Genomic DNA, 21,473 nt, shown 5'->3' with positions numbered 1-21,473 from the left:
AATAGTATGGCTAAAGAATCAATGAAAGCGCGTGAGCGCAAAAGAGAAGCACTTTCAGCTAAATATGCCGCTAAAAGAAAAGCTTTAAAAGAAGCCGGAGACTACGAAGCACTTCAAAAGCTTCCTAAAAACTCTTCTCCGGTAAGATTACATAATAGATGTAAGCTTACAGGAAGGCCAAGAGGATATATGAGAGTTTTTGGAATTTCCAGAGTAACTTTTAGAGAAATGGCTAACGAAGGATTAATACCGGGAGTTAAAAAAGCTAGTTGGTAAAAATTAAAAATTAATAGATTTTAAAAGTAGAATTTAAATTCTATACTCTAAAATTAAATAAATATGGTTACAGACCCAATTGCAGATTACTTAACAAGAGTAAGAAATGCCATGAGAGCAGGACACAAAGTTGTTGAAATTCCTGCATCAAAAATTAAAAAAGAGATTACTAAAATTCTCTTCGATCAAGGATATATCCTTAACTACAAATTTGAAGAAGGTAGTGTACAAGGAATTATTAAAATTGCTTTAAAATACGATAAAGCAACTAATCTTCCTGCTATCAAAAAAATTCAAAGAGCATCTAAACCGGGCTTAAGAAAATATTCCGGTTGTAAAGAACTTCCAAGAGTTTTAAATGGATTAGGTATCGCTATTATCTCAACTTCAAAAGGAGTAATGACAGATAAGAAAGCTAGACAAGAAAATGTTGGTGGAGAGGTAATTTGTTATGTTTATTAAAAAATTGAAGAAATGTCAAGAATAGGAAAAGCAATAATAAATATTCCAACAGGTACTACCATTGATTATAAAGATAATGTAGTTACAGTTAAAGGAAAAAACGGTGAGTTAAAACAAGAACTTACCGGAGGAATAACTATAAATATTGAAAATTCTGAATTAGCAGTTCAACGTCCATCCGACAGTAAAGAACATAAATCTTTGCATGGATTATACAGAGCTCTTATTAATAACATGATAGTTGGTGTATCTGAAGGATTCACCAAAAAATTGGAATTAGCGGGGGTAGGTTATAGAGCATCTAATCAAGGCCAAAAATTAGAATTGGCTTTAGGATTTTCGCATTTAGTAGTTATAGAGTTACCTCAAGAAGTAAAAGTGGAAACTTTAACAGAAAAAGGTAAAAATCCAATAATTACTTTATCTTCGTATGATAAACATTTATTAGGGATGGTTTGTGCAAAAATAAGATCACTTCGTAAACCTGAACCTTATAAAGGTAAAGGAGTTAAATTTGTAGGAGAACAAATCAGAAGAAAAGCAGGTAAATCTGCATAAAAAATTAAGTTATGGCATTAACTAAAAGAGAAAAAAGAATAAGAGTTAAAAGGAGAGTACGTAAAAATATATTCGGTACAGCTGAAAAACCTCGTTTGTCAGTTTTTAGAAGTAATAAAGAAATTTACGCTCAACTTATAGATGATAATTCTGGCAAAACTTTAGCTTACGCATCTTCGCGTCAAAAAGAAATTGCCGGAGAAAAAGGAACTAAAACTGAAATTTCTGCTTTAGTAGGTAAGAAATTAGCTGAAAATGCTAAAGTAGCCGGTATTGAAACTGTAGTTTTTGATAGAAATGGCTTTATATATCACGGAAGAGTGAAAGCCTTAGCTGATGGTGCTAGAGAAGGAGGTTTAAAATTTTAATACATTAAAAAATTATGTTAGGAATAAATAATATTGAAAGAGTAAAACCGGGTGGGTTAGAACTTGTAGATCGTTTAGTAGGTGTACAAAGAGTAACAAAAGTAACCAAAGGTGGTAGAGCATTCGGATTTTCAGCTATTGTGGTTGTAGGTGATGAAAAAGGAGTTGTAGGATTCGGTTTAGGTAAATCAAAAGAAGTGGCTAGCGCTATTTCAAAAGCTGTAGAAGATGCTAAGAAAAATTTAGTTAGAGTACCGATATTAAACGGTTCACTTCCACATGAACAATCTGCAAAATATGGCGGTGCTGATGTATTTATACGTCCGGCATCTCATGGTACAGGTTTGATTGCCGGAGGAGCTGTTCGTGCCGTATTGGAATCTGCAGGAGTTAAAGATGTACTTTCAAAATCTAAAGGATCTTCAAATCCGCATAACGTAGTAAAAGCAACAGTAAAAGCACTATTAAACTTAAGAAGTGCTGAAACTATTGCACAACAAAGAGGAGTTTCACTTTCTAAAGTATTTAAAGGATAAGAACATGGCAACGATAAAAATAACTTTAAAAAGAAGTTCAATTAAAAGACCGAAAAATCAAAAGCTTACTTTAGAAGCATTAGGTTTAACTAAATTGAATAAGACCGTTGAACATGAAGCAACCCCACAAATATTAGGTATGGTTGCAGTAGTAAAACATTTAGTAACTGTTGAAGAATAATAAGATATGAATTTACATACTTTAAAACCTGCACAAGGTTCAACACATAATAGCAAGAGACTAGGTAGAGGTCAAGGAAGTGGTAAAGGAGGTACTTCTACTAAAGGTCACAAAGGAGATAAATCTCGTTCAGGACATAAAGATAAAGTAGGATTTGAAGGAGGTCAAATGCCTTTACAAAGAAGGATTCCTAAATTTGGCTTTAAGAATATCAATAGAAAAGAATATGTAGGTATTAATTTAGACACAATTCAAGGTTTAATTGATAGTAATAAAATTTCTACTGAAATCACCAAAGAAACTTTAATCGAAAATGGGTTAATTTCTAAAAATGATTTAGTTAAAATTCTTGGTAGAGGAGAATTAAAATCAACCGTTAATATAACTGTTGATAAATATACTAAATCAGCAAAAGAGGCTATAGAAAAAGCCGGAGGGAAAGCTAACATCTTATAAAATAGCATGAAAGGATTTATACAGACATTAAAGAATATCTGGAGTATAAAAGAGTTAAGAGATAAACTTATTTTCACTTTTGTTCTAGTATTGGTATACAGATTTGGTACGCATGTTTCACTTCCTGCTATCAATATGGTTGAAGTAGATAATATTCTTGAAATCTACAAAAACAATGGTGGAAACCAACAGGCTACCGGCCTGTTAGGGTTATTATCTTCATTTACGGGAGGTGCATTCAGTAAAGCATCAATTTTTGCTTTAGGTATTATGCCGTATATATCTGCTTCTATTGTGGTGCAATTAATGGGATTAGCTATACCTTATATACAAAAACTACAAAAAGAGGGAGAAAGCGGTCGTAAGACGGTTAATCAGATTACTAGGTGGTTGACAATTTTAATATGTTTAATACAAGCTCCTGCCTATTTGACATCTATTACACAAGTCTTTCTACCTATTGAGCAATTTAGAACAGCCTATTTAGTAGATCCCAATAATATTTTCTTATTTTGGGTGCCAAGTATTATAATCTTAATTTCAGGCACAATTTTTGCTATGTGGATGGGGGAAAAGATAACTGACAAAGGAATCGGTAATGGGATATCTATTTTAATTATGGTTGGTATTTTAGCAGGTTTTCCAACAGCATTTGTTCAAGAAGTTGGTGTACAAATGGGAGATACCGGAAAAGGACTTATCATGATGTTTATAGAAGTAATTGCTTGGTTGTTAGTTATCATATTATGTATTATGTTGACTGTAGCCGTAAGAAAAGTTCCTGTACAATACGTTAGTAGAACAAAATCTGGATCATTACGTTCCATAACAAATGCGGCAAGGCAATATATACCATTAAAAGTTAATGCAGCCGGTGTAATGCCAATCATTTTTGCACAAGCATTAATGTTCATACCGGGTTTATTGGTACGTTCTGAAACAACTACTAATACTTTTTGGGCAGGATTTAGTCAAGTATTTAGTTGGCAATATAATTTATTATTTGCCCTATTAATAATTGTCTTTACCTTTTTCTACACAGCTATTACAATTCCTATAAATCAAATGGCTGATGATTTAAAAAGAAATGGAGGATTAATTCCACGTGTAAAACCAGGTAAAGAAACAGCTGATTATTTAGATGATGTTTTATCTAAAATTACACTACCTGGAGCTATTTATTTAGCTCTTATAGCAGTTCTTCCTGCAATAGTTAAAATTATCGGTCTCACCGCAACCGATAAATTTGCTTTATTTTTTGGTGGAACTTCTTTATTAATTATGGTAGGTGTATTATTAGATACTGTACAACAAATTAATACTTATTTATTAAACCACCATTATGATGGTTTAATGCAGTCAAGATTAAGTAGAAATCCGAATTAATATATGGCAAAACAAAAACATATAGAACAAGACGGAACTATTATTGAAGCATTGTCTAATGCAATGTTCAGAGTAGAATTAGAAAATGGCCACATTTTAACCGCACATATTTCTGGTAAAATGAGGATGCATTATATTAAACTATTGCCTGGAGATAAAGTACGGTTGGAAATGTCACCCTATGATTTATCAAAAGGAAGAATAACTTTCAGATATTAAAATAGAAAGAAAAATGAAAATTAGAGCATCACTTAAAAAAAGAAGTTCAGATGATATTGTTGTAAGACGTAAAGGTCGTCTATACATTATAAACAAAAAAAATCCTAAATTTAAACAAAGACAAGGTTAATACTATGGCTAGAATTTCCGGTGTAGATTTACCAAAAAATAAAAGAGGAGTTATAGGCCTTACCTATATTTACGGTGTTGGTAAAAGTACTGCAGCTAAAGTTTTAAAAGATGCAGGAATTAGTGAGGATAAAAAAGTTTCTGAATGGAATGACGATGAAGTTAATGCTATCAGAAAATTCATTTCCGAAAACGTTAAAGTAGAAGGAGAATTACGTTCTGAAATTCAATTAAATATTAAACGTTTAATGGATATTGGATGTCAGAGAGGTATCAGACATCGTCTAGGTTTACCACTTAGAGGTCAAAGAACCAAAAATAATTCTCGTACAAGAAAAGGTAAAAGAAAAACTGTAGCTAATAAGAAAAAAGCCACTAAATAATAAATAGAAACATGGCAAAAACAGCATCAAAAACAGCTAAAAAAAGAAAAGTTAAAATTGAAGCAGTAGGAGAAGCTCATATCCAAGCCTCATTTAATAATATTATTATCTCTTTAACTAATAAAAACGGAGAGGTAATATCATGGGCATCTGCTGGAAAAATGGGTTTTAAAGGCTCTAAAAAAAATACCCCTTATGCAGCTCAAATGGCAGCTGAAAATTGTGCGCAAGTTGCGTATGAATTAGGATTAAGAAGGGTAAAAGTTTTTGTGAAAGGTCCGGGAGCTGGAAGAGAATCCGCTATTCGAACTATTCATAATGCTGGTATTGAAGTTAGTGAAATCGTTGATGTAACTCCTATACCACATAATGGATGTAGACCACCAAAAAGAAGAAGAGTTTAATACTATTAATATTATTCAAATTTTATAATGGCAAGATATATTGGTCCAAAAACGAAAATAGCTAGAAAATTCGGACAAGCTATTTATGGGGAAGATAAGTATTTTGAAAGAAGAAAATACCCTCCAGGACAACACGGTCCGAACAAGAGAAGAGGTGCTAAAAAATCTGAATATGCAGTTCAGTTGGCTGAAAAACAAAAAGCAAAATATACTTACGGTATATTAGAAAGACAATTTGCAAATTTGTTTGACAAGGCACAAAGAAGTAAAGGGATTACCGGTGAAGTATTATTACAATTATGTGAATCAAGACTTGATAACGTGGTTTATAGATTCGGTTTGTCTAATACTAGAGCAGGATCTCGTCAATTAGTATCACACAAACATATCACAGTTAATGGAGAGATTGTAAATATACCTTCTTATCTATTAAAACCTGGTGATGTGATTGGAGTTAGAGAAAAATCTAAATCATTACAAGTAATTAAAGATGCTTTAGCTAATAATTCTCATAAAACTTATGAATGGTTAGTATGGAATGATGAAAAACTATCAGGAGATTTTAAAGTAGTTCCTGAAAGAATTCAAATTCCTGAAGATATCAAAGAACAATTGATAGTCGAATTATATTCTAAATAAAACAAAAAATTAGCTAAGATTTATATGGCAATTTTAAACTTTATAAAACCTGATAAGGTAATTTTAGTTGAATCAGATGATTTTAAAGGTCAATTTGAATTCAGACCCTTAGAGCCTGGATTTGGATTAACCGTTGGAAATGCTTTAAGAAGAGTTTTATTATCTTCGTTGGAAGGGTATGCTATTACATCAATAAAAATTGAAGGAGTTGAACATGAGTTTTCAACTATACCGGGTGTAATAGAAGATGTGACTGAAATCATATTGAATCTTAAAAAAGTTAGATTTAAAAATCAAATCAATAAAGGTGGAAATGAAATTGTAACAGCTCAAATTTCCGGAAAATCAGAATTAACAGCCGGAGATTTAGGTAAATTTATTTCTTCTTATCAAGTTTTAAATCCTGATTTAGTGATTTGTCATATGGATAAATCAGTTAAATTTAATATAACTTTTAATATAGATAAAGGAAGAGGGTACGTACCTGCAGAACAAAATAAATCTAATCACGCTCCAATAGGAACTATAGCAATTGACTCTATTTATACTCCAATCAGAAATGTTAGTTATAGCATTGAAGATTATCGTGTAGAACAGAGAACTGATTACGAAAAGCTTATTTTAGATATTCAAACAGATGGTTCAATAACTCCTCAAGAAGCTTTAACAGAAGCAGCTAAAATATTAATTCATCATTTTATGTTATTTTCTGATGAGAGAATAACACTAGAAGCAGATGTTGTTTCATCCGCAGACACTTATGACGAAGAAGCTCTTCATATGAGACAGTTATTAAAAACTAAACTAGTTGATATGGATCTATCTGTTAGAGCTCTTAATTGTCTTAAGGCTGCAGAAGTTGAAACTTTGGGAGAATTAGTTTCCTTTACAAAATCAGATTTAATGAAGTTTAGGAATTTTGGTAAAAAATCTCTAACCGAATTGGAAGATTTAGTTTATTCTAAGAATCTGACTTTTGGTTTGGATGTTTCAAAGTATAAATTAGAAGCAGAATAATAAGAAATCATGAGACACGGAAAAAAGTTTAATCATTTAGGGAGAACTGCATCACATCGTAAAGCTATGCTTTCCAATATGGCTACTTCCCTTATTCTTCATAAAAGAATTAACACAACTGTTGCTAAAGCTAAAGCATTAAGAACGTATATAGAACCATTATTAACTAAATCTAAAGAAGACACTACTCATAATAGAAGAACGGTTTTTAGTTATCTTCAGAATAAAGAGGCGGTTACTGAATTATTTAGAACAGTAGCAACTAAAATTTCTTCTAGAAATGGTGGTTATTGTAGAATAATTAAAACTGGTTTTAGATTAGGAGATGGTGCAGATACAGCTCTTATCGAATTAGTGGATTTTAATGAAACCTATAATTCAGGAGAATCTAATAAAAAAGTAACTAGAAGAAGTCGTCGTTCAACCAAAAAGGCGGATTCTGCAGAATCAACATCTGAAGCTGTAGTTAATGAGACTAGTGAAGTTGAATCTGAGAATAAATCAGATGAAACAAAAGAATAAAAAATAAACTCAATTTTATAAAAAGCAGGTTTAAAAAACCTGCTTTTTTATTTTATACTTATCCCTTTATACTTACATAGATTTTCAATAATCGTTTTATTATAGATCTACATATTAGTATCTATTCTATATATTATTGATAAAATAATTAATTGAAACTTTAATATTATTTATAAACGTTTAAATGTGACTGTATTTCAATAAAATAGATTAAAAGGTCTTTTACATTAATAATAAATTAAATTATATTAAAATAAAATACTCTATGCAGGTCAAAACTGAATATTTAATCTAATATTTTTATTTAAGTGTTTCACTTATAAATTAATAAAATCATGCTTTATAAGTTGGTTTTAAAGCTTTTAAAATTATTTTAGATACTTAAAAACAACTAATTATATTATATAAATAGTAAATTGAAACTAAAAATATAACTTAAAAAGTAGGTAGGGTTTAAATACTTTTAAATAAAAAAAGCCTCTTAATATATAAGAGGCTTTTTTATATCATTAGTTTTTTTATTCTGCAGAATCAAGTAATTTGAAAACCACTCTTCTGTTTTCTTTATTTTTCCATTCAGGACATTTAGAAGCAGGTTTACATTCAGGATATTTAGGGTTAGTGAATCCCATACCTTTACCTGTTAATTGATAAGGAGGCACACCTTTAGAAACTAAATATTTAATCACAGAAGTTACTCTTCTTTTTGATAGATTAAGATTGTAAGCATCTGTTCCTCTAGCATCAGTATGTCCTTCAACTAAAAATCTTGTACCTTGACCGTATTTAATTATAATATCAGCTACTTGATCTAAAATAGGTTGCGATTCTAAAAGAATTTTGTCTGAATCAAGATTAAACTGGATACCTCCCATAGTTGCAATAAGTGGATTAATAGCATCCTCAGCAAGTTTTTGCGGTTCAGGACATCCATCGTTTGATGCAGGACCAGGGAAAGTAGGGCATTTATCATATAAGTCAATAATACCGTCCATATCTACGTCTAAAGCTCTACCGGAACCATCAACACGAGCACCTTTAGGAGTGTCTAATTCTCTATCCCAATCATCACAAACACCGTCATCATCTTTATCCCCAAAAACACAAACTTCTAATTGTTGTTGACTTGCTACATCATTGATTTTTGTAAACATTTCACGTAATGGATCAACCCAACCTAAATATTCATTATGTTTTCCTATTTTATACGTTACCCCCAAAGATGTTGTTAGGAAGTTATCGGATTTACTTCCTTTATGCAAATCAGCGTAATGACCGTTATTACCGGAACCATCAAATAGTTCATCACCAGTAATAATGTATATAGCTCTCACTGATGCATCCCATCTTTTGTTAATTTTATATGTTAATCCGGTACCCACCTGAGCAAAAATAGACTTAAGGCCCATATCTTCATCAGCCATAGTTTCATAAACGGTTGAACCTTTTTCTAAAAATTTAGTTTTAGCTTTATATTGTATTGTTCCTAAACCGGCATATGCATGTAGGGCCCATCTGTAAGGAGATCTGTTGTCAATTCTTCTAAATAAAGAAGAAACGTTTAAATCTCCTAAAACGCTTAATGCGAAATAATTAGTTTTAGCGTCTACTTTATTTGAACCATACCCCTGCTTGGTTTCACCAAACTGACCTAATAAACTTAATCCAAAGACATGTGAAATTTGTTTATTTATTGAAGCTTGAAAATCATATCCAACTCTCCATTTGCTAGATGCCCCGTTATCTACAGAGGTAAAGTCAGATGTAATTAACCACGGAACACCTCCATATATAGATACAGACCAGTCATTAAATTGCTTTTGATCATTAGTAAACTTTACATAATCATCAGTGAAATTACTACTATCTACATTTTGAGCTTGTACATTTAAGCATGTACAAATAACTGCTAGTAAAAATAGAATACATTTTTTATTCATAACTATAATTAATTAGTAAGTATATTAAGTCTTCTCCTATACAAAATGATTGAAGGTTGTAAAATTATCAAAATTTTTTAAATAAAAAAATATATTAAAGCAGTTCATATAAAATTTTTTTTGAAAAATTTCTTTTTGAAATATGACTAATATGAGGTATATTTAAAGAAGCAGAGTAAAATGTTATAGAATTAAAATATATTATATCAATATCTATAGTTCTATCCTCATATTTTCCGCTAAAATAACTGTCATTAATTCTACCTAATGATCTTTCAATTTCTTTAATAGATTTTAAAAGTTTAATAGGGGACAAATCGGTACTAACGATAATTCCAATATTTAGATAATTATTTGACGAATAATAATCTTCAGGTTCAGATTCGATTATTTTGGTTTTTTTCAAAATTAAACCAATTTTAGAATCTATTAAATTTATAGCTGATGTTATATTATTTTTTTTATTTCCTAAATTGCTGCCTAGTAACAAAGTAACCTTATTCATCTACTAATTAATTATTTGTTAATAGAAAGAAATGAAAAAATTTATCATTCAAGTATTGGCAACCATTGTTGGTATTGTGTTGTTAACCAGTATAGTTGTATTTAGCTTGATTTTAATAAATATTATAGCATTTATTCCATCTAAATTTGTTGTTAAAGATAAATCAATTTTAGAAATAAATCTAAACAATTCCATTTTAGAATCCTCAAATGATCGAGAAGTACCAATTTCACTAATAAATAATGTTAAGCATGTTTATTTAAAAGATATTTTAGATGTAATAAATCATGCTAAAACAGATGATAAAATAGAAGGAATAAGTCTTAAATTATCCAATATAAATGCAGGATATTCACAAATAGCAGAAATTCGTCAAGCCTTGCTAAATTTTAAAGAAAGTAAAAAGTTTATATACTCATATAGTAATGAATGTGATCAAAGATCATATTATTTATCTTCTGTGGCCGATTCTCTATACATTAATCCAAATGCAAGTATAGAGTTGGCAGGTTTATCTGCAGAAGTTTTATTTTATAAAAATTTAGGACAAAAGTTTGGAGTAAATTTTGAAGTTATAAGACACGGTAAATATAAATCAGCCGTTGAACCGTATCTTAGAGATAATCTTTCAGTAGAAAATAGATATCAGTTAAAAAATTTGTTACAGAATTTTTGGAATAAAATATCATCTGATATAATCTCTTCAAGAAAAATTACTAACGAGAGTTTAAATAAATCTGTAGATAGTTTATATGGTTTTATTCCAGAATTGGCATATAAAAATAAATTAGTAGATAGGTTGATCTATGAATCCCAATATGATAATTTAATTAAGAAGAGATTAGGTTTGTCAGATGAAGATTCCATTAATAAAATATCTTTGGAACAATATAAAGAATTTACTGAAGATGTTTCATTTATTAATGATAAAATAGCCATATTATATGCATCAGGACAAATATATACAGGTAAAGGAGACACAGAGGTTTACTCCAAAACATTTATCAATCTTATTAATGAAATAAAAAATAATGATGATATTAAAGCAGTGGTTTTACGAGTAAATTCACCTGGAGGAAGCGCTAATGCTTCAGCTGAAATATTGTATGAATTATATGAGCTAAAAAAGAAAAAACCTTTAATAGTATCATTTAGTGATATAGCAGCCTCCGGAGGATATTATATTTCTATGGCTGCTGATAAAATTTATGCCCAAGATAATACACTAACAGGATCCATAGGCGTTTTAGGCATGATTCCGGATGTTAAAAAATTAGCCAATACTATTGGTATTACTTCAGACTATGTTTCGACAAATTCAAACTCTAATTATTATTCAATTACCCGGGGAACATCTAAAGGATTCAAAGAAATAATGAATAAGGGGATTACTATAACATATAATAAATTTGTTAATGAAGTAATGAAGGGTAGACATATGACCTATGCTCAAGTAGATTCGGTGGGACAAGGTAGAATATGGAGCGGAAGGGATGCATTAGAAAAGGGTTTGGTAGATGAAATCGGCGGATTCAATGAGGCTATTGAATATGCTGCAAAAAAAGCAGGGGTAACATCCTATAATTTAGTTTCCTATCCCGAAGAAAAAACCAATTGGGATCTTATAGTAAATATGTTTACCTCTGATGACAATGATGATTTGAATCAATCGGGTATAATAGAAAACCTTATTAAATATGAATTAGGTAAGGATCATTATAAATTATATCAAAAAATAAAAAATATAGAAAGTAATCAAGGAATAATCTACTTAATGCCGTATGATGTAGAAATTAAATAACGGATAAAAAGTCTTGAATAAAAATATTCTAACTAATATATCATTTTCAATAAAGATGTTATATCTTTGCAAAACTTAAAAGTTTGAGAAAAGTATTTTTATAATTTTTTCGAGAATTTATTCAACCAAATAGTACAATTATTTAAAAGTTAAATGGGATTATTTGATTTTCTTACACAAGAAATAGCAATTGATTTGGGTACAGCAAATACCTTAATCATTCATAATAATAAAGTAGTAGTAGACAGCCCTTCTATAGTAGCAATAGATAGAAGAACCATGAAGCCTATTGCAGTCGGAGAGATAGCTAAGCAAATGCAGGGGAAAACGCATGATGATATAAAAACTATTAGACCTTTAAAAGATGGTGTAATAGCTGATTTTGGCGCGTCCGAGCATATGATCAGGGAATTTATAAAACAAATTCCGGGAATTAAAGGAAAAATTTTTAATCCTTCATTGAGGATGGTTATTTGTATTCCTTCAGGTATTACAGAAGTTGAGAAAAGAGCAGTAAAAGATTCTGCAGCTAAAGTAAATGCTAAGGATGTAAAATTAATTTATGAGCCAATGGCTGCAGCTATCGGAGTTGGAATTGATGTAACACAGCCTAAAGGTAATATGATTATAGATATAGGGGGAGGAACTACTGAAATAGCAGTTATAGCTTTAGGAGGAATTGTTTGTGATAACTCTATTAAAATTGCAGGAGACGTATTTAATAATGATATCTTATATTATTTAAGAACTCATCATAATTTGTTTATTGGAGAAAAAACAGCAGAACATATTAAAATGGAGGTAGGTTCAGGGCTTGAAGAACTGGATAATCCCCCTGAAGATCTACCAGTTCAAGGTAGAGATTTAATTACCGGTAAACCTAAAGAAATTATGGTTAATTATAAAGAAATGGCCAGAGCTCTAGATAAATCTATTTTAAGAATCGAAGATGCTATCATGGAAACTTTATCAAGAACACCTCCGGAATTATCTGCAGATATCTATAATACCGGTATATATTTAGCAGGAGGAGGAGCTTTACTTAGAGGTCTCGATCAAAGAATAGGAAGGAAAACAGGATTACCTGTTTTCATAGCTGACGATCCATTGAGAGCAGTTGTGAGAGGTACTGGAATTGCACTAAAAAATATTGAAAAATTTGAGAATTTTTTAATCAAATAATAAATTATTCTTAAGATAAAACTTATTAATGTCTGTATTGATAAATTTTCTATCAAAAAATAGTAGATTTCTGCTATTTCTATTTTTGCAGATATTAGCTCTTTTTTTTACGTTTAACAGAAATGTTTATCATAATTCGATACTTGAAGAAAAAATAATTTCATTTACCGGTTATGTAGATTCTAAAATATCTTATTTAACGTACTATATAAATCTCAAAAAAGAGAATGAACGTCTAATAGAAGAGAATAAAGAATATAGAAATAAATTTCTAGGGAAAACCGGAAAAATTAAGCCTGAGTTTTTTGCTATGTTAGATTCTACAAAATATAAGCAAAAATATTATTATACCACTGCTGATATAATATCAAACTCAATTACAAGGTCAAATAATTATTTAATTATAGATCGAGGGACAGATCAAGGTGTTAGTCCGGAAATGGGCGTTGTTACCTCAACCGGCGTTGTAGGAATGATTATTAATTGTACGAAAAATTATTCCAAAGTTATTTCCATTCTTAATAGGAATACCAGGATAAATGCCAGATTAAAATCAAGTAAATATTACGGTACATTATTATGGCAGGGAGAAGATCCCAGAATCATGCATTTATCAGATATACCTAAATATGTAGGTGTAAAGATAGGAGATACTATTGAAACGGATGGAAAATCTAAAATATATCCTGAAGGTATATTAATTGGAAGAGTGAGCAGTAAATCCATAGATGAGGAGACCGGTAATTGGAATATTTCAGTTGAATTATTTCAAGATATGGGAAATATACAAAAAGTATATGTAGTGGATAAACTGGATAGAGAAGAAATTAAAAGTTTGAAAGATTCTATAAATTAATAATGCTTAACAGATACACATTAATAAATCTCATCTTAATTCCCATCTTACTATTATTGCAAGTTTTTGTATTTAATAATATCTATTTTTTCCATAAATATAATCCTATCATATATATTATTTGGATCATTTTTTATCCATATGATAAATCTTTTAATTATCTGTTTTTAATTTTTTCATTCCTTTTGGGATTTGGAATTGATTGTTTTATGGACACCGGAGGCGTTAATGCTTTCTCATCCGTATTAATTTCTTATATAAGAAATACAGTACTTCGATATATCTCAGATTTAGATCGAGAAATGAAAATATTAAACTTTTCAGATTTAAATTTCCTTCAATTACTATCGTATATAATAATAATTATATTAATTCATCATTTAAGTCTTTTTATTTTAGAAAGTTTTAAAATATCTATGATATTAGATGTAATAGAAGACGCTCTTATAACATCAGTATTTTCATTTTTATTTATCATTATAATTTACGCTTTCTTTAAAAATAAGATCGGATAGTGAAAAAATTTCAGATTATAATAGGGGTGTTGATTTTCTTAGCGTTACTGTTTATAGCGCGTATATCCTACCTACAATTATTTACAGAAAAATATAAGCTTAACGCAGCAAATACTTCAATAAAAGCAGAATATCAAATTCCATTACGGGGATATATAATGGACAGAAACGGTAAAATATTAGTAGGAAATACTCCTTCCTATGAGTTGACTTTTACCCAATCACAGATGGAAAAAAATTTTGATACCTTAGGTTTTTGCAAATTAGTTAATATTTCGAAAGCTGATTTTATAAAAAAAATCAAAAGTATTAAATCTAATAAGAAAATTTATAATAACCTGGTTCCTATGACCTTTATGAAAGGTCTGACAAGTGAAGATTTAGCCAGAATACAAGAAAAACTTTTTAAATATAATGCATTTTCAATTGTTAGAACTCCTGAAAGAAATTACTTGGTCCATTCTGCAGGAAACATATTGGGTTATATTAATGAAGTTAATGAAAAATATATAAAATCAGATTCATCTTATTACATGCCCGGTAATTTAGCTGGTATGACAGGAGTAGAAAAATCGTATGAAAAATATTTACGAGGAATAAAAGGAATTAAGTATATACAAAAAGACAGAAGATTAAGAAGTATAGGCTCATATAAGGATGGAGAGTATGACCAGCAAATGCAGAGTGGTAAAGATATAACACTCTCAATTGACTATGATTTACAAAATCTGGCAGAAAAATTGTTAGTTAATAAAAGAGGCGGTATAGTAGCTTTAGATCCCAATAATGGAGAAATATTGGTTATGGCCTCAGCTCCCGTTATTGATCCTTCAGTATTTGTAGGAAGAGATAAGAATAAACATATATATTCTCTTCAAATGGATTCAATGAATAAGCCAATGTTTGATCGAGCAGCTCAAGCAGCATATCCTCCAGGATCTACTTTTAAATTGATAAATGGTTTAGCTGCTTTACAAATGGGAGTAATAGATGAAAAAACAACCTTTATATGTAAGCATGGTTTTCATTATGGAAACAGGAAGATAGGTTGCCACTGTGGATATTTTTACACTCCTATTGCTATGGATAAAGCTATTCAAAAATCATGTAATAATTTCTTTGCAGAGGCTTACGTAAGAATACTTAACAAGTATCCGGGTAACATTGAAAAAAGTATTGATGAATGGAGTGATATAGTTAAAAGTTTTGCCGTCGGTGAATTTATGCATAATGATTTAGCAGTGGGAAGTAGAGGAAACATTCCGGATGCAAATTATTATAATAGACGTTACGGAAAGGATAAATGGAATATCTATACTATAATTTCGAATTCAATAGGGCAAGGTGAAGTTTTAGCAACTCCTTTACAAATCGCAAATTATACGGCTGTTATTGCCAACAGAGGATTTTTTTACACCCCTCATATTGTAAAAGCTATTGATGGAAAACCGATAACAGATCCTCAATTTACTGTACCCAAACAAGTAAAAGTCGAGAAAAAATATTTTGATATTGTTAATAAGGGAATGAGTATGGTAGTTTTATCGGGTACAGGTCATAGGATTTTTACCAATACATTTAGTCAGGAAGGCAAAACAGGTACCTCACAAAATCCTCATGGAAAAGATCATTCCATATTTGTTTTAATAGCTCCCGTAGATAAACCAAAAATAGCTATAGCTGTAGTCGTTGAAAATGGAGGTTTTGGAGCTACTTATGCCGGACCCATGGCCTCTCTACTTGCAGAAAAATATCTTACCGGAACCATTGAAAGAAAATCAATGGAAGAAAGCATCATAAAATCTGATTTCAGTAATGAATATTTGAGACAATGGAATGATTATTTAAAAAGAACAGGGAAATATGTTCCAAATAATTTACCTCAAGCGTTAAAAGATAGTATAAATAAGATTAATTCGAATAAAAAACTATCATTAAAAGAAAAGCAACGATTAATACAAAATATAATTAATCAGGGAGAAGCAGCTAAAAAATTAGATAATTTTATTGGTGATTAAAGATGAATAAAATTTTTAGGGGAGTAGATGGCTTAATGTTATTTTTATATTTGCTTATAGCCTTATTTGGTATCGCAAATATATACAGCGTTGATAGTTCCAGTGGTACTAAACAATTCATCTGGCTGTTAATATCTTTAACAGTAGGAACTTCAACCTTTCTTGTTCGTCCTAAATTTTTTGAGAATTTTGCGGGCTTATTTTACTTATTTGGCTTATGTTTACTTACCGGTGTTTTACTATTTGGAAGCTATGTTAATGGAGCTAAAGCCTGGTATCGAATTGGAGGTTTTAGTTTACAACCGGTAGAATTAGCTAAAATTTCCACAGCATTAATGTTAGCTAATTACGTAGATTCTCCTAATTTTAATATTAAAAATAATCAATCATTAGGAATTGCATTTCTAATTATATTTATTCCCATAGTATTAATTTTGCTGCAACCCGATGTAGGATCCATTTTAGTTTTTACTGCTTATTTTATCGCTTTATATAGAGAAGGAATGACGGGATGGTTGTTCATCATTGGTTTTTATTTTGCGATTTTATTTCTGACTTCCATCTGGGTCCCATCATGGATCGTTATTTTAATATTAACACTTTTGCTGTTTCTATTATTATTTTTGCTTAGAAAGAAAATTAAATGGAATCAACACCTTAATATTTTATTTATCATAGTATTTGTACTAATATCAAGTGTTATAAGCATATCCTCACCTTTTATATTCGAGCATTTACCAAAGCATCAAAAAGAAAGAATATTAGTACTTTACGAAGGAGAAAAAAAATACAGAGATACCGCAGGATATAATTTGCTTTATTCTAAAACAGCCATAGGATCGGGAGGTTTCTGGGGTAAAGGATATAAACAAGGTAGTGTTACAGCAGGTAAATTTGTGCCGGAGCAACAAACAGACTATATATTTTGTACAGTGGGTGAAGAATGGGGATTTGTAGGATGTACCCTATTGATCGGGCTATATACTTGTTTAATAGCAAGAATATATTATTTGGCAGAAACACAGAAAAGCGCATTCTCCAGAGTTATGGGATATTCATTAGCTTCCATATTATTTATGCATTTTTTAATTAATATAGGAATGGTAATAGGATTGTTTCCAACTGTAGGGATTCCATTACCTTTCTTTAGTTATGGTGGTAGTTCACTATTAGGATTTTCCTTATTTATTTTTATATTCTTGCGTTTGAATTATTCTGATAAAAATAGTCTTATCTAGATATCCATTAGTATTAACTAATTTTTGACCATTTAATTTTATTCTTATGATATTTTAAGAAGAATTTTCTTATAGCTTGATTTTTTTCCTTTGTAAGATCAGGATCATCTTGTAATAAATGATCTACACAAGATTTAGATAATGATACTATTACCTTATCATGAATCAAATCTGTTTTTTTAAAATCAATTGTACCGCTTTGCTGAGTTCCTAAAATATTACCTGGTCCTCTTAATTCCAAATCCACTTCAGATATTCTAAATCCGTCGTTTGTTTCACACATTGTTTTAATCCTTTTCTGTGCATCATTCGATAGCTCTGATTTGGTCATCAAAATACAATAGGATTGTTCAGCACCTCTACCCACTCTTCCTCTTAATTGATGCAATTGAGATAATCCGAATTTCTCTGCACTTTCAATAACCATGACACTTGCATTCGGAACATTTACTCCCACCTCAATAACAGTAGTGGCAATCATAATTTGCGTCTGATTATTGACAAATCGTTGCATTTCATATTCTTTATCCGCTGCTTTCATTTTCCCGTGAACGATGCTTATTTGATAATCAGGCATTGGGAAATCTCTGACTATACTTTCATATCCATCCATAAGATCTTTATAATCAAGACTTTCACTTTCTTCTATAAGGGGATATACAATATATACTTGTCTGCCTTTTTTAATTTCATTTTTCAAAAAGCCAAAAACGGATAGCCTGTTTGAATCTGTTCTATGATAGGTTTTAATTTCTTTCCTTCCACTTGGTAATTCATCAATTATAGATACATCCAAATCACTATAATAACTCATGGCCAATGTTCTCGGTATAGGAGTAGCCGTCATCACTAATATATGAGGAGGTATCGAATTTTTCCCCCACAATCGAGAGCGTTGTTCAACTCCAAATCGATGTTGTTCATCAATTATAGCTAAACCTAAATTTTTAAATTGTACTTTTTCTTCAAGTAAAGCATGTGTACCCACCAATATATTTATTTTTCCCGACAGTAATTCTTGATGAATTAGTTTTCTTCCCGAAGTCGAAGTTGATCCCGTTAGTAGATGGACAGAAATATTCATTTCATCAACCAATTTACAAATGCTTTTATAATGTTGAACGGCTAAAATTTCAGTGGGAGCAATCATACAAGCTTGAAATCCATTATCAATAGCTAAAAGCATGGATAAGAGAGCGACCATCGTCTTTCCACTTCCTACATCACCTTGCAATAACCTATTCATTTGAATATTTCGGCTAAGGTCTTTACGAATTTCTTTAATTACTTTTTTTTGAGCATTTGTTAATTGGAACGGAAGATGAAAATTATAAAATTCATTAAAATGATGTCCGACATTAGAAAAAGGATTTCCTAAATTTATACGTTGTCTATGAATTTTTTGTAATCCAAAACCAATTTGAAAAAAAAACATTTCTTCAAATTTCAACCTGTATTCGGCCTGTTGTAATTCAACGTAAGAATTTGGAAAATGAATTTGTTGATAAGCTTTTTTACGAGAAATTAACTTATAATTTACTAAAATTTCTTGCGATAAGTTTTCCTCTATTTGATCATCAATAGCGACTAAAATTTCCCTAATTGATTTTTTAAAAAAACGTTGATTGATCCCTCTTTTTTGTAATTTTTCCGAGTTTGAATAAATTGGTTCTAAAACTATAGGAGCTAATTTTGCATCATTCATTTTTTCGATTTCCGGATGCGCAAGGGTTAATTTTCCATTAAAAGAATTTACTTTACCAAATAATAAAACTTCTTCATGTAAAGGAATGCTTTTTACTAACCAATTCGTTACATTGAACCAAATAAGTTCTAATTTTCCGGTACTATCTTCAAATATACCTGTTAATCTACTTTTCTTGTTAAAAGTAGTTTCTTTTAAAGATATTATTTTACCTCTTAATTGAATTTCAGCAGAAGAAGAGCCTAATTGATTTACTTTATAAATTTTACTTTTATCCACATATTTAAAAGGAAAATAATTAAGTAAATCCTCGCATGAGTGTATATTAAGCTGTTTTTTTAATAAGTTTGCTTTTTCAGTTCCTATACCTTTAACATATTCAATAGAAGATTGAAGATATAATGCACTCATATTACAAAATTAAGAAACTGATCTTACTATAACTAGCAATAGAGATATAAATTAATTGAAATTTACTATTTAAAGAAAACACATAAGAAGGGAATTATTCCCTTCTTACGTGAAAGTATATATTTGAGTATCTTATTTAATTAAATTACTGATATCAGATATTTTAGAAGTAATTTTTAAAATTTTATTTTTTTGATCTACTAAAATTAGAGTAGGGGTACCGGTTATATTTAGTTCTTTTACAAATTTACTATCCCAATATATTAAATCTGAATCGTTTAACCAAGAAGTTTCTTTAATAGCATTTTGCCAATCCTCTTTATTATAATCAACAGAAAGGGCTATAATTTCACCACCCGATTTTTTAAAATTTTCGTAAAACTGTTTAACATATGGCATTTCTTGTTGGCAATGACTACACCAAGAAGCCCATACCATAATTAATTTATATTTAGTTTTAATGTCATATAAATACGTATACTTATCGTTTAATTTTTGCGTAAATTTTATGTTTGGAATTATTTTTCCTTCCTTTATAGAATTATTGTCTTGAATTGTTTTTTTAAGTTCCGCACTTATTTCGCATGTTAGTGATTCGGCTCTTTTCATATATTTATCAGTAAGATTTACTAAACCATATCCATTTAGAAAATTGATAGTTGCGGATAATATCTCTTGTCCTCTGCTTGTTTCTTCACCAACTTCATCCAATAAAACTTCTATAGCTTTATCAATTTTATTTTCCCAATCTTTTTGAGAAGTGGCTCCCATTGCAGACAGTTTAAAATAATTATATAAAAGAGATTTACCAACACCGGAAGTTTCAAATTCTTGTCCGGCATTTTTAAAATGATCTAAAATTAAATTTTTATTAGAAATAGCATCGCCGTTTCCTATTTCAGTGTTTTTAATTAGATCTGAAGTTTTTAAATAATAGGATAAAAATGGAAATTCAGAAATATCAGGTTCATTCATTTCAGATATTCTTAGAATTTCATTTTTTAAAGGTATATAAAAATCATCTTTAGAATTATAATAAAAATTTATATTTTGTAATTGAGGAAGAATTGAATTTTTTTTAATATCATAGTTTAAATAATTTTGATAACGTTCATTAATTTGATTACCCGGTATATTTATAATAAATTCATCATTTGCAGTAATTGATGCGCTAAAATCTATATTGGTATTATCAGAGATGAATATGTAATTCTTCTTGGCATCCAGTAATGAAATTTCAATTATACCGGAATAGTTATCTTTAACAGGAATTGAAAAAGATCCATTTGAATTTGTAGTTATGTTTCCTATTAAAATATCATCAAATGCTCTATCTATTTTTACTAATATTCTTTTATTAGAATAATTGGCAATAGTACCTTTAAATGTAAATTGAGCTTGAGCTATTAAGCTTATTAGAACTAATAAGAATGTAATTGAAATTTTTTTCATAAAAAAAGCCTTGTTATTTATTTAACAAGGCTAATTTATGAAATTTAAATCTTTATACAGATTTAATTCTTTTCTTTTTAAAGATATAAAACATTATAAAAATAGCACTTATTAATAAAAAAGGCACTATAAAATTAATTGGAGTTGAGTTTGGTTCCATTATACCTATCCCACCACCATAGGCTACTACTTCACCTTCGGCGTTTGGAATTGGAGGTACTTCTTCCGTTTCAACTACAACTTGCAAAATATTGTAAGCAAAAGATTGATTATAAACTAAAGCTATGAATATTATGGAAAATAATTTTTTCATT

General features: G+C 29.8%; 25 protein-coding genes. 20 read left to right on the top strand and 5 right to left on the bottom strand.

Translation table 11 applies throughout. The features are described 5' to 3' along the window. Nucleotides 1-6: 6 nt before the first annotated feature. From rpsN to rplQ, 15 genes are all read left to right on the top strand, one after another. Nucleotides 7-276 carry a 30S ribosomal protein S14 gene (rpsN, locus tag C4S75_RS09925; protein ID WP_055425360.1) on the top strand — a complete coding sequence of 90 codons (270 nt, stop codon included), beginning with the start codon at nt 7-9 and terminating at the stop codon, nt 274-276. Nucleotides 277-339: 63 nt separating this feature from the next. Further along, a complete protein-coding gene (gene rpsH, locus C4S75_RS09920; protein WP_105298122.1) occupies nt 340-738 on the top strand; it encodes a 30S ribosomal protein S8 in 399 nt (132 codons plus the stop codon). 12 nt (nt 739-750) lie between these two features. After that, a complete protein-coding gene (gene rplF / locus C4S75_RS09915; RefSeq protein WP_105298121.1) occupies nt 751-1,296 on the top strand; it encodes a 50S ribosomal protein L6 in 546 nt (181 codons plus the stop codon). Nucleotides 1,297-1,307: 11 nt separating this feature from the next. Continuing rightward, the gene (gene rplR, locus C4S75_RS09910) at nt 1,308-1,664 is read left to right on the top strand and encodes a 50S ribosomal protein L18 (protein ID WP_105298120.1); all 357 of its coding nucleotides are present in this window, start codon (nt 1,308-1,310) and stop codon (nt 1,662-1,664) included. Nucleotides 1,665-1,678: 14 nt separating this feature from the next. Then, nucleotides 1,679-2,200 carry a 30S ribosomal protein S5 gene (gene rpsE / locus C4S75_RS09905; RefSeq protein WP_055425356.1) on the top strand — a complete coding sequence of 174 codons (522 nt, stop codon included), beginning with the start codon at nt 1,679-1,681 and terminating at the stop codon, nt 2,198-2,200. Between the two features lie 4 nt (nt 2,201-2,204). Beyond that, nucleotides 2,205-2,381 carry a 50S ribosomal protein L30 gene (gene rpmD / locus C4S75_RS09900; protein WP_055425355.1) on the top strand — a complete coding sequence of 59 codons (177 nt, stop codon included), beginning with the start codon at nt 2,205-2,207 and terminating at the stop codon, nt 2,379-2,381. A gap of 6 nt (nt 2,382-2,387) precedes the next feature. Further along, the gene (rplO, locus tag C4S75_RS09895; RefSeq protein WP_105298119.1) at nt 2,388-2,837 is read left to right on the top strand and encodes a 50S ribosomal protein L15; all 450 of its coding nucleotides are present in this window, start codon (nt 2,388-2,390) and stop codon (nt 2,835-2,837) included. Between the two features lie 6 nt (nt 2,838-2,843). Further along, nucleotides 2,844-4,223, top strand: coding sequence for a preprotein translocase subunit SecY (gene secY / locus C4S75_RS09890; RefSeq protein WP_105298118.1), 1,380 nt, complete (start codon nt 2,844-2,846; stop codon nt 4,221-4,223). A gap of 3 nt (nt 4,224-4,226) precedes the next feature. Then, the gene (infA, locus tag C4S75_RS09885; RefSeq protein WP_055425352.1) at nt 4,227-4,442 is read left to right on the top strand and encodes a translation initiation factor IF-1; all 216 of its coding nucleotides are present in this window, start codon (nt 4,227-4,229) and stop codon (nt 4,440-4,442) included. Between the two features lie 13 nt (nt 4,443-4,455). Next, a complete protein-coding gene (gene ykgO, locus C4S75_RS09880; protein WP_073961215.1) occupies nt 4,456-4,572 on the top strand; it encodes a type B 50S ribosomal protein L36 in 117 nt (38 codons plus the stop codon). Between the two features lie 4 nt (nt 4,573-4,576). Continuing rightward, nucleotides 4,577-4,954, top strand: a complete 378-nt coding sequence (gene rpsM / locus C4S75_RS09875) for a 30S ribosomal protein S13 (RefSeq protein ID WP_105298117.1) — start codon at nt 4,577-4,579, stop codon at nt 4,952-4,954. A gap of 11 nt (nt 4,955-4,965) precedes the next feature. Continuing rightward, nucleotides 4,966-5,358: a 30S ribosomal protein S11 gene (rpsK, locus tag C4S75_RS09870; RefSeq protein WP_105298116.1), complete on the top strand. Its 393-nt coding sequence runs from the start codon at nt 4,966-4,968 to the stop codon at nt 5,356-5,358. A 27-nt stretch (nt 5,359-5,385) separates the two neighbouring features. Then, complete coding sequence (rpsD, locus tag C4S75_RS09865; protein WP_105298115.1) at nt 5,386-5,997, top strand: 30S ribosomal protein S4; 612 nt, start codon at nt 5,386-5,388, stop codon at nt 5,995-5,997. Nucleotides 5,998-6,021: 24 nt separating this feature from the next. Next, nucleotides 6,022-7,014 (top strand): DNA-directed RNA polymerase subunit alpha, encoded by a 993-nt coding sequence (locus tag C4S75_RS09860; protein ID WP_055425348.1) that lies wholly within the window; start codon nt 6,022-6,024, stop codon nt 7,012-7,014. 9 nt (nt 7,015-7,023) lie between these two features. Next, a complete protein-coding gene (rplQ, locus tag C4S75_RS09855; protein ID WP_105298114.1) occupies nt 7,024-7,536 on the top strand; it encodes a 50S ribosomal protein L17 in 513 nt (170 codons plus the stop codon). A gap of 518 nt (nt 7,537-8,054) precedes the next feature. Here rplQ and C4S75_RS09850 read toward each other — a convergent pair. Continuing rightward, on the bottom strand, nt 8,055-9,476 hold the full coding sequence (locus C4S75_RS09850; protein WP_105298113.1) for an OmpA family protein: 1,422 nt from the start codon (nt 9,474-9,476) through the stop codon (nt 8,055-8,057). 94 nt (nt 9,477-9,570) lie between these two features. Next, a complete protein-coding gene (gene folK, locus C4S75_RS09845) occupies nt 9,571-9,981 on the bottom strand; it encodes a 2-amino-4-hydroxy-6-hydroxymethyldihydropteridine diphosphokinase (protein WP_105298112.1) in 411 nt (136 codons plus the stop codon). 31 nt (nt 9,982-10,012) lie between these two features. Here folK and sppA point away from each other — a divergent pair, with 31 nt between their 5' ends. The 5 genes from sppA to C4S75_RS09815 all read left to right on the top strand — a co-directional run bounded on the left by sppA (nt 10,013) and on the right by C4S75_RS09815 (nt 17,591). Continuing rightward, nucleotides 10,013-11,782 carry a signal peptide peptidase SppA gene (gene sppA, locus C4S75_RS09840; RefSeq protein ID WP_105298111.1) on the top strand — a complete coding sequence of 590 codons (1,770 nt, stop codon included), beginning with the start codon at nt 10,013-10,015 and terminating at the stop codon, nt 11,780-11,782. A 153-nt stretch (nt 11,783-11,935) separates the two neighbouring features. Next, nucleotides 11,936-12,964, top strand: a complete 1,029-nt coding sequence (locus tag C4S75_RS09835; RefSeq protein ID WP_055425343.1) for a rod shape-determining protein — start codon at nt 11,936-11,938, stop codon at nt 12,962-12,964. A 28-nt stretch (nt 12,965-12,992) separates the two neighbouring features. Continuing rightward, nucleotides 12,993-13,820, top strand: coding sequence for a rod shape-determining protein MreC (gene mreC, locus C4S75_RS09830; protein ID WP_105298110.1), 828 nt, complete (start codon nt 12,993-12,995; stop codon nt 13,818-13,820). A gap of 514 nt (nt 13,821-14,334) precedes the next feature. Next, nucleotides 14,335-16,353: a penicillin-binding transpeptidase domain-containing protein gene (locus tag C4S75_RS09820; protein ID WP_255410620.1), complete on the top strand. Its 2,019-nt coding sequence runs from the start codon at nt 14,335-14,337 to the stop codon at nt 16,351-16,353. A gap of 2 nt (nt 16,354-16,355) precedes the next feature. Beyond that, nucleotides 16,356-17,591, top strand: a complete 1,236-nt coding sequence (locus C4S75_RS09815) for a M50 family metallopeptidase (RefSeq protein WP_105298108.1) — start codon at nt 16,356-16,358, stop codon at nt 17,589-17,591. A gap of 13 nt (nt 17,592-17,604) precedes the next feature. Here C4S75_RS09815 and recG read toward each other — a convergent pair whose 3' ends face one another. The 3 genes from recG to C4S75_RS09800 form a co-directional block, all read right to left on the bottom strand. Then, complete coding sequence (recG, locus tag C4S75_RS09810; protein WP_105298107.1) at nt 17,605-19,707, bottom strand: ATP-dependent DNA helicase RecG; 2,103 nt, start codon at nt 19,705-19,707, stop codon at nt 17,605-17,607. A gap of 132 nt (nt 19,708-19,839) precedes the next feature. After that, the gene (locus C4S75_RS09805; protein ID WP_105298106.1) at nt 19,840-21,159 is read right to left on the bottom strand and encodes a TlpA disulfide reductase family protein; all 1,320 of its coding nucleotides are present in this window, start codon (nt 21,157-21,159) and stop codon (nt 19,840-19,842) included. 52 nt (nt 21,160-21,211) lie between these two features. Then, complete coding sequence (locus tag C4S75_RS09800) at nt 21,212-21,472, bottom strand: hypothetical protein (protein WP_105298105.1); 261 nt, start codon at nt 21,470-21,472, stop codon at nt 21,212-21,214. Nucleotide 21,473: the final 1 nt, after the last annotated feature.

The organism is Apibacter sp. wkB309 (genome assembly GCF_002964915.1).
Taxonomy (GTDB): domain Bacteria; phylum Bacteroidota; class Bacteroidia; order Flavobacteriales; family Weeksellaceae; genus Apibacter.
The sequence above is the reverse complement of the archived record's forward strand: the minus strand, read 5'-3'. Positions and strand labels throughout refer to the sequence as shown.